The following is an 8372-nucleotide window of genomic DNA, read 5'->3' on the forward strand; positions in this document are numbered from 1 at the left end:
AGGGGGTATCGCGTTGGCAGCATGATTCTGCCCCAATCCCGCCTCGACGCAGCCGAAAGTATTGACGCGCGCCCGGTTGTGTGGTTACCTACTTGAGTAACTAACCACCTAGCCTGGAGGGCGCGTGATCGGAGAAGGCCGGGCGCTCTTCATCCAGATCGCCGAACAGCTCGAGGACTCCATCATCGATGGGGCGTTGGCCGAGGATGCCCAGGCGCCCTCGACCAACGAGCTGGCAGCGTTCTACCGCATCAACCCCGCGACCGCCGCGAAGGGCATCGGCATCCTCGTCGACAAGGGCATCCTCTACAAGCGCCGCGGCGTCGGCATGTTCGTCTCCATCGGCGCCCGCGAGGTTCTCCTCCGCGAGCGGCGCGAGGCGTTCGCCATCCGCTTCGTCGATCCCCTGCTCACCGAGGCCCGCACCCTCGGGCTTGGACCTGACGAGCTCGCCGCCCTCATCCGCGACCGAAGCGCCGCGGCGCTGACCCCCCTCGACACCGTGCCTCACCAGACAGAAGGGACCGCCTCGTGACCACCGTCATCGAAGTGAACCGATTGACGAAGCGCTACCGCGACACCGTCGCGGTGGATGATGTGAGCTTCACGATCGAGAAAGACACCATCTACGGCCTCCTGGGCCGAAACGGCGCGGGCAAGACCACCGTCATGTCGATCCTGACCGCGCAGAACTTCGCGACGAGCGGCGATGTGCGCGTCTTCGGCGAGCAGCCCTATGAGAACGCCCGCGTGCTGTCGCGCATGTGCTTCGTGCGCGAGAGCCAGAAGTACCCCGACGACGCGCGACCTTCGCACGCGTTCCACGCGGCGCGCCTGTTCTTTCCGAACTGGGACCAGCCCCTCGCCGACCGCCTCATCGACGACTTCCAGCTGCCCGTCAAGCGGCGCATCAAGAAGCTCTCGCGCGGCCAGCTCTCGGCGGTCGGTGTCATCATCGGCATCGCCTCTCGGGCCGAGATCACGTTCTTCGACGAGCCCTACCTCGGGCTCGACGCCGTCGCGCGCCAGATCTTCTACGACCGGCTGCTCGCCGACTACGCGGAGCACCCGCGCACGATCATCCTCTCGTCGCACCTCATCGACGAGGTGTCCAACCTCATCGAGCGCGTGCTCGTGATCGACCGCGGCCGCATCCTCATCGACGAGCTGACCGATGCGATCCGCGGCCGGGCGGCGAACATCGTCGGCGACACCGCCGCAGTCGACGCCTTCGTGGCCGGACGCGAGGTGATCCACCGCGAGAGCATGGGCCACGTCTCCTCCGTCACCGTGCTCGGCACCCTCACCCCCGACGACCGCCGGCGCCTCGTCGCCGACGGCCTCGACGTCGCGCCGGTGTCGCTGCAGCAGCTCATCGTCCGCACCACCCAGCACGCCAACGGAGAGCCCGCCGGCGCCGACACGAAGGAGGCGCTCCGATGAGCCGCACGCTCAACGTCGTCCGCATGCAGCTGATCAACCGGCAGACCTTCGTCTGGGTCCCGCTGCTGATTCTCAGCGGCTCGTTCGTCCTGTCGCTGCTGATCTTCTCCCTCATCCCCACCAATGCCCCGAAGTACAGCGGCGCGGCGCAGTCGACGTACTGGTATTTCCTCGCGCTCGGGGTGATGGCGATGGCATACACGTTCCCGTTCTCGCAGGCGATGAGCGTCACGCGACGCGCGTTCTACCTCGGCACCCTCCTGACCGCGGCCGCGGCATCCGGTGTTCTGGCGACCATCTTCATCATCGGAGGCTTCCTCGAGCAGGCAACGAACGGCTGGGGCTTCAACGGGTCGTACTTCTACATCGAGCCGCTCTGGGCGAACGGGTGGTGGGGTGCCTGGTTCGTGTGGTTCGTGATCGGTGTGCTCTTCTTCGTGATCGGGTTCTGGTCGGCCACGCTCTACAAGCGGTTCGGCACGTTCTGGCTCACGGCGATCCTGATAGCGATCGGCGCCCTCTTCGTCGGGCTCATCTGGCTCATCGGCACTCTCCAGGCCTGGGATGAGGTGTTCGCCTGGTTCGGTGCCCAGGGCGTGCTCGGCCTGTCGGCGTGGGGTCTGCTGCTCACGGCGGTGCTCGCCGGCATCTCGTACCTCACCCTGCGCCGTACCACCCCCTGAGCCCGGGCTCAGAGAAGAACAGTGGACGCCGGCTGGATCAGCGCAGCGGCACCCGCACGTCGCTGCCGCCCTCGTGCGTGAGCCTCGAGCCCATCTGCACGAGACTGGCCTGATCGACGAAGCCCCCGGCGAACAGCGCCTGTCCCTGAGCGAAGCCGGGGGAGCGCTCGAGCAGCGACTCGGGCGCGTAGCCGAAGACCTCGCCCAGCTCGGCGAGATCGCGCGGCGAACTCATCCGCATCAGCGCGAGGTTGTCGCACTGCGACAGCGCGTTGGGGTGCACCTTCGATGGACGCTGCGTCGACAGCAGCAGCCAGAGGCCGTACTTCCGGCCCTCGGCCGCGATCTGCACGATGCGCTCGGTCAGCAGCTTCTCGACGGGCGACGACGGGGTGGGAGTGCACAGGTTGTGCGCCTCGTCGATCACGATGAGCCGGCCGATGCGGTCGTCGCGATGCTCCCAGAGGTGATCGAGCACGGCGAGCGCCGCCGCCCTCGATTCCGCCGGCGTCGCGAATCCACCCAGGTCGACGACGGTCGCGTCGGGGCGCTCGTCGATGTCGTCGATCACGCTGCGGTGACCCCACGCCCAGAGGCGCCAATCGGCGACACCGAGGTTCTCGAGCCGCATCGCGAGGCGGTGACGCGCCGGGTCATCCGACGAGCGCAGGTATGCCAGGAGCTTCGTGTGATCGAACGCCACGTCGGGCACGCTCGCACCCCGGAACGCACCGAGCTCATGCTCGAGCTGCAGCATGACGTTGTAGTCCTCGGCGTCGTAGAGGGGGTCGACCTGCAGGATCGCGGCCCGCGAGCGCACCGGCATCCCGAGGAATTTCACGTGGAGAGGAGCGCCGTCCTCGGCGGAGGATCGGAAGACGCGGATGTCGCGTGCCGCGAGCTGCGCCGCCGCATCCGCGGGCGCGTCGTCGCGGATCTCCCCGAGGCGCACGAAGTCCGAATTCGGATCGAGGATGACGAGGGGAAGCCGGGTCTGCAGCAGCACCTGTTCGAGCAGCACGCCGAGGGCGTACGTCTTGCCCGAACCGCTCTGGCCGCACCAGAAGGTGTGGCGGTTGAGCTTGGCGGCGAGAACGTGCGATGGCGTCGCATCCTCGGATTCGAGGAGGGTACCGATGCTGAGTTCGTTGACCATGCCTGAAGGCTAGAGCGCCTCGGTGCTCTCCGCAGCGGCCACATGGTGACGGATGACTTCCGCCACGACGAACGTGAACCACTTCTGCGCGAACTCCGGGTCGAGCTCGGCGTCGAGCGCCAGCTCGCGCAGGCGCGTGAGCTGCTGCTCCTCACGGGCGGGGTCGGATGCCGGCATCCCATGCTGCGCCTTCAGCTCGCCGACCTGCTTCGTGCACTTGAATCGCTCCGCAAGCAGGTACACGAGCGTCGCGTCGATGTTGTCGATGCTGCCGCGCAGGCGCTGCAGCGTGGCCGTGGGGTCCTCGCTCTGGGTCATCACTCCTCCTCGCTCCGACGATATCGCCCTCGACGCGGCGCCGATGGTGCAAACCGGGTGACGTCCCCCGCCCGGTGGCCCCTACAGTGTGACCATGAGCGATGGAACCCCCGATCTCACCCCCCTCGCCGCATCCCCCGATGCGGGAACCGACGTGACCCCGGTCGAGCCGGGCGGCGGGGTCGTCGCCAGATACCCGGAGCCCCCGATCTCGCGCTTCTGGGCGAAGCTCGACAGTCCGTTCGGCGCCGGCTTCCTCCTCACGCTCGGCGGCCTCGGCGCCTTCGCGATCGGCATCGCCTTCGTCAACCTGTCGACGATCTTCATCTACATCGCGTTCGCGATGTTCGCCGCGCTCGGACTCGACCCGGTCATCAAGTGGTTCGAGCGGCACAAGGTCAAGCGCGGTCTCGCCGTTTTGATCGTGTTCTTCGTCTTCGCCCTCATCATCATCGGATTGCTGTGGCTCGTCATCCCGACGCTCGTCGATCAGATCTCCGCGTTCGTCACGGACCTGCCGGAAACGATCGCGGACTTCGAGAACTCCGACTTCTTCCACTGGCTCGAGGGCATCTTCGGCGCCGGGCTCGGGAGCCTCGTGAACGAGGTCGAGACGTTCCTGACAGACCCCGCCAACCTCGCGGCGATCGGCGGGGGAGCGCTGAAGATCGGGGCCTCGATCGCGACGGCGGTGTCGGGTGGGCTCATCGTCGTCGTGCTGACGCTCTACTTCGTGCTGTCGCTGGCAGGCATCAAGGCGTCGTTCGTGCAGTTCGCCGCGGCGCGCAACCGCCCGAAGGCGCGCAGCATGATCGATCAGATCACGGAATCGGTCGGCGGCTACCTGATGGGCATGGTGATCCTGGCGTTCTGCAACTCCGTCATCGCGTTCACGCTGCACCTCATCCTGGGGCTGCCCTTCCCGCTGCTGATGGGTGTGCTGGCGTTCGCCATCACGATCATCCCCCTCGTCGGCCCGGTGCTCTACTGGATCACCGCCACCATCCTCGCCCTGTTCACGAGCCCGCTCTCGGCCCTGATCTTCGCGATCTGCTACCTCATCTACATCCAGATCGAGGCCTACGTGCTCACGCCGAAAGTGATGAGCAAGGCCATCGCGATCCCCGGCTCGCTCGTCGTCATCGGTGCGCTCATCGGCGGTACGCTGCTGGGCCTGCTGGGCGCCCTGATCGCGATCCCGGTCACGGCGTCGATCCTGCTGATCATCAAACAGGTCTTCCTGCCGAGGCAGGACGCCAAGGTCTGAGCACGCGCGTCGCCCCGCGGGCCCTCTACGGGCTCCCACTAGACTCCCGCTGACGGAGCTCTGAACTCACTGGGGAGCAATCCCTCGTCGCAGTCACAAGGGGGAGACAGAAGATGACGAGCGCCACTGAGACTGTCCGAGACACGTCCCGATCGCGCGCCTACGTGTTCGCGACGATTCGCCTGGCAGCCGTCATCCTGGTGGTGGTCTCGATCGTGGCGACCTTCCTCGATACCGCGTCGCGGGCCACGATCAACCCGTTCAACTTCTTCGGCTACTTCACCATGCAGAGCAACATCATCACCGCGGTGGTGCTCTTCCTCGCCGCGCTCGCGGGATTCATGGGTCGCCCGCAGACACCCCTTCTCATGTTCGCGCGCGCCTGTGCCACGACCTACATCGTCATCGTCGGCATCGTCTACAACCTCCTGCTCGCGGGCATGGAGGGCGGCATCACCCTCGAATGGGCGAACTGGGTGCTCCACGTCGCGTTCCCCATCTATTGCGCGCTGGACTGGGTCCTCTTCAGTGACCGCACGGCGCTGGCCTGGAAGAGACTGTGGGTGGTGCTGATCTACCCGGTGGTGTGGACCATCGTGGTGATCATTCGCGGCGCCACCGATGGATGGGTGCCTTACCCGTTCCTCGACCCCGCCACCGGCTACGGCAGCGTCGCGCTCTATGCCGTCGTCATCTTCATCGCCGCGATCATCGTCGGCGCCATCGTCTTCGCCCTCAGCCGCGTGCGGATCATCAAGGCGTAGCGACCGGCGCCAGTGCCTAGGCGCGCACCGGCAGCAGTGCGGTCGGCGACGGCGCTTCGGCCCGGTGCCGTACGCGACCGGGTACCCCCGTGCGCAGATCGAGCGTGAGCGACGCGACGTCGTCGGAACGCTGACCGGCGACGAGCAGGATGTCGCGGGCGACGAGGTGGTGGCGCGGCCAGTCCACGCCCGACTCGACAAGGGCGACGGGTTCCACCCGCTCGCCCGCGCCGCGCACGCGGAGCGTCGCGATTGTGTTGCTTCCGCGCAGGCCCGCGTAGAGGAAGTCGCCGTCGCGCGAAGGGGTCAGCTCGGCGCCGGTGTCGCCGGGCATCGCTGACAGAGATGCACCGCCCAGGAGGATCCAGCGACCCTCCCGGTCGCGGCCGAGCGTGAAGACCTCGCACGAGTGCTCCGTGACGACGTGCAGGTGGCCGCTCGGATGCACGACCATGTGCCGCGGGCCGCTGTCGCGCGGCAGCACCACCTCGTGGTCGGGCCGGAGCCCGGCGGCGGTCGGGCGCCAGATGCGCACGAGGTCGAATCCGAGGTCGGTCGTCGCGACCCCTCCGCCGGGAAGGAACGCCGCCGAGTGGGCGTGCGATGCCCGATCGGAGCCGGGTGCCTCGCCCGGTTCATCTGCCGCGGGCACGTCGGCGAGCGTGCGGCCCTGCTCGGCCGCCGCCAGCGAGGCACGGAAGTCGCGCAGCAGCGCGGCGCCCTCGTCTGCCGCAGGGGCCCGACCGTGCAGAGCGGAGAAGTCGGGCAGCCCCGCTCCGTCGAGCAAGGCGGAGTCGGGCGGGGCGAACGGGTGGGTGGCGGTCGCGTACGGGTGGGAGGGGTGCGGGTCGGTGGCCGTGGTGTACGGGTCGGTGTCATATGGGCCGGAGACATACGGGTCGGTGGCGCTCGCACCCGTGACGGGGCCGGACGGCGCGCCGTCGGCATCCAGCGACATCCGCACGACGCGACCGTCGCCATAGCAGCTTGCCACGAGCGATGCTCCGTCGGGCGCGACCGCGATGTGGCACACGGCCGCACCGACCTCGATCGCCGGGCCGAGCCGTGCGAGCGTGGCCTCGCCGGTGCGCACGAACGCCGCGACCTTGCCGATTCCCTCGAGGGCCGCGTAGACGACGTCGAGCGATGGATGCTGCGCGAGCCACGACGGCGACGGTGCGGGCGCCGCCGCGCCGGCGAAGCTCAGCGAGCCGCCGGCGGACGCGTCGTCCGCCGCCCCCGCGAGAAGCGTGCCGATGCCGGCCGCCTTCCCGTCCATGTCGGCGGTGTAGCCGCCGAGCCAGAACCGCATCAGTCGATGAGGTCGTGGCGCACGATGACGGCATCGCGGGCCGCGCCCACGCCGATCACCGAGATGCGCGTTCCGCTCATCTCCTCGAGCGCGAGCACGTAGTCCTGCGCCTCGAGCGGCAGCTCCTCGAACGTGCGTGCCCCGGAGATGTCCTGCTTCCAGCCCGGGAACGTCTCGAGGATCGGCCGGGCATGGTGGAAGTCGGTCTGGTTGACCGGCACTTCGTCGAAGCGCGTGCCGTCGACGTCGTACGCGACGCACACCGGGATCTCATCGAGACCGGTGAGGATGTCGAGCTTGGTGAGCACGAGATCGGTGATGCCGTTGACGCGGGTCGCGTAGCGGGTGATGGGGGCGTCGTACCAGCCGACGCGACGCGGGCGACCCGTGGTCGTGCCGAATTCGAATCCCCGCGAGCGCAGCCATTCGCCCTGCTCGTCGAACAGCTCCGTGGGGAAGGGACCGGCGCCCACGCGGGTGGTGTACGCCTTGACGATGCCGACGATGCGATCGAGGCGATTCGGCGCCACACCCGAACCGGTCGCGGCGCCGCCGCTCGTGGCCGAAGACGAGGTCACGAACGGATACGTGCCGTGATCGACATCCAGCATCGTCGCCTGGCCGCCCTCGAAGACGACCACTTCGCCGGCGTCGAGCGCATCGTTCAGCAGCAGCCCCGTATCGGCCACCATCGGGCGCAGGCGCTCGGCGTAGGAGAGCAGCTCCTCGACGACCTCGTCGACCGTGATCGCGCGGCGGTTGAACACCTTCACCAGGAGGTGATTCTTCTGATCGAGCGCGCCGTCGACCTTCTGGCGGAGGATGTTCTCGTCGAAGAGATCCTGCACGCGGATGCCGACACGGTTGATCTTGTCGGCATACGACGGGCCGATGCCGCGCCCGGTCGTGCCGATCTGGCGCTTGCCGAGGAACCGCTCGGTGACCCGGTCGAGCACGCGGTGGTATTGCGTGATGAGGTGCGCGTTGGCGCTGACCTTGAGGCGGGACGTGTCGACGCCGCGGGCGTGCAGCGCCTCGAGCTCGAAGAACAGCACCTCGAGGTCGATGACGACCCCGTTGCCGATCACAGGCGTCACGCCGGGAGACAGGATGCCGGAGGGCAGCAGGTGCAGGGCGTACTTCTCGTCGCCGATGACGACGGTGTGACCGGCGTTGTTGCCGCCGTTGAACTTGACGACGTAGTCGACACGGTCGCCGAGCAGGTCAGTCGCCTTGCCCTTGCCTTCATCGCCCCACTGGGCGCCGATCAGAACGATGGCGGGCATAGAATCTCCCAACTTCTTGGAGGCGCTGCCTCCCTCGGTGGCGGGTCGGTGGGATTACACGTCAGTCTATTCGGTATGGGATATCTCTACCTCGCGATCGCGATCGTCAGCGAAGTCGTCGCCACCTCGTTCCTCAAGCTGAC

At 67.7% G+C, this 8372-nt stretch carries 9 protein-coding genes; 5 read left to right on the plus strand and 4 right to left on the minus strand.

Translation table 11 applies throughout. The features are described 5' to 3' along the window. Nucleotides 1-124: 124 nt before the first annotated feature. Genes VNT50_RS06685 through VNT50_RS06695 form a run of 3 tightly spaced genes read left to right on the plus strand, consistent with a single transcriptional unit; the run spans nucleotide 125 to nucleotide 2126 of the window. A complete protein-coding gene (locus VNT50_RS06685) occupies nucleotides 125-535 on the plus strand; it encodes a GntR family transcriptional regulator (protein ID WP_325484326.1) in 411 nt (136 codons plus the stop codon). Next, the gene (locus VNT50_RS06690) at nucleotides 532-1443 is read left to right on the plus strand and encodes an ABC transporter ATP-binding protein (RefSeq protein WP_325484327.1); all 912 of its coding nucleotides are present in this window, start codon (nucleotides 532-534) and stop codon (nucleotides 1441-1443) included. Before VNT50_RS06685 ends, VNT50_RS06690 begins: the two co-directional genes overlap by 4 nt. After that, nucleotides 1440-2126 carry a hypothetical protein gene (locus VNT50_RS06695; RefSeq protein ID WP_325484328.1) on the plus strand — a complete coding sequence of 229 codons (687 nt, stop codon included), beginning with the start codon at nucleotides 1440-1442 and terminating at the stop codon, nucleotides 2124-2126. The genes VNT50_RS06690 and VNT50_RS06695 overlap by 4 nt, the downstream gene beginning before the upstream one ends. A 37-nt stretch (nucleotides 2127-2163) precedes the next feature. Here VNT50_RS06695 and VNT50_RS06700 read toward each other — a convergent pair whose 3' ends face one another. Further along, complete coding sequence (locus VNT50_RS06700; RefSeq protein WP_325484329.1) at nucleotides 2164-3282, minus strand: ATP-binding protein; 1119 nt, start codon at nucleotides 3280-3282, stop codon at nucleotides 2164-2166. A gap of 9 nt (nucleotides 3283-3291) precedes the next feature. Further along, entirely contained in the window at nucleotides 3292-3600 is a 309-nt protein-coding gene (locus tag VNT50_RS06705; RefSeq protein WP_325484330.1) for a chorismate mutase, read from the minus strand. A 94-nt stretch (nucleotides 3601-3694) separates the two neighbouring features. Here VNT50_RS06705 and VNT50_RS06710 point away from each other — a divergent pair, with 94 nt between their 5' ends. Both VNT50_RS06710 and VNT50_RS06715 read left to right on the plus strand, forming a co-directional pair. Next, the gene (locus VNT50_RS06710; RefSeq protein ID WP_325484331.1) at nucleotides 3695-4867 is read left to right on the plus strand and encodes an AI-2E family transporter; all 1173 of its coding nucleotides are present in this window, start codon (nucleotides 3695-3697) and stop codon (nucleotides 4865-4867) included. A 113-nt stretch (nucleotides 4868-4980) separates the two neighbouring features. After that, a complete protein-coding gene (locus tag VNT50_RS06715; protein WP_325484332.1) occupies nucleotides 4981-5631 on the plus strand; it encodes a Pr6Pr family membrane protein in 651 nt (216 codons plus the stop codon). Nucleotides 5632-5647: 16 nt separating this feature from the next. Here the strand turns inward: VNT50_RS06715 and VNT50_RS06720 are convergent, their stop codons facing one another. After that, on the minus strand, nucleotides 5648-6943 hold the full coding sequence (locus VNT50_RS06720) for a lactonase family protein (protein WP_325484333.1): 1296 nt from the start codon (nucleotides 6941-6943) through the stop codon (nucleotides 5648-5650). Further along, complete coding sequence (locus VNT50_RS06725) at nucleotides 6943-8229, minus strand: adenylosuccinate synthase (protein ID WP_325484334.1); 1287 nt, start codon at nucleotides 8227-8229, stop codon at nucleotides 6943-6945. The genes VNT50_RS06720 and VNT50_RS06725 overlap by 1 nt, the downstream gene beginning before the upstream one ends. Nucleotides 8230-8372: the final 143 nt, after the last annotated feature.

The sequence above is a fragment of the Microbacterium sp. genome (genome assembly GCF_035554235.1).
Taxonomy (GTDB): Bacteria; Actinomycetota; Actinomycetes; order Actinomycetales; family Microbacteriaceae; genus Microbacterium.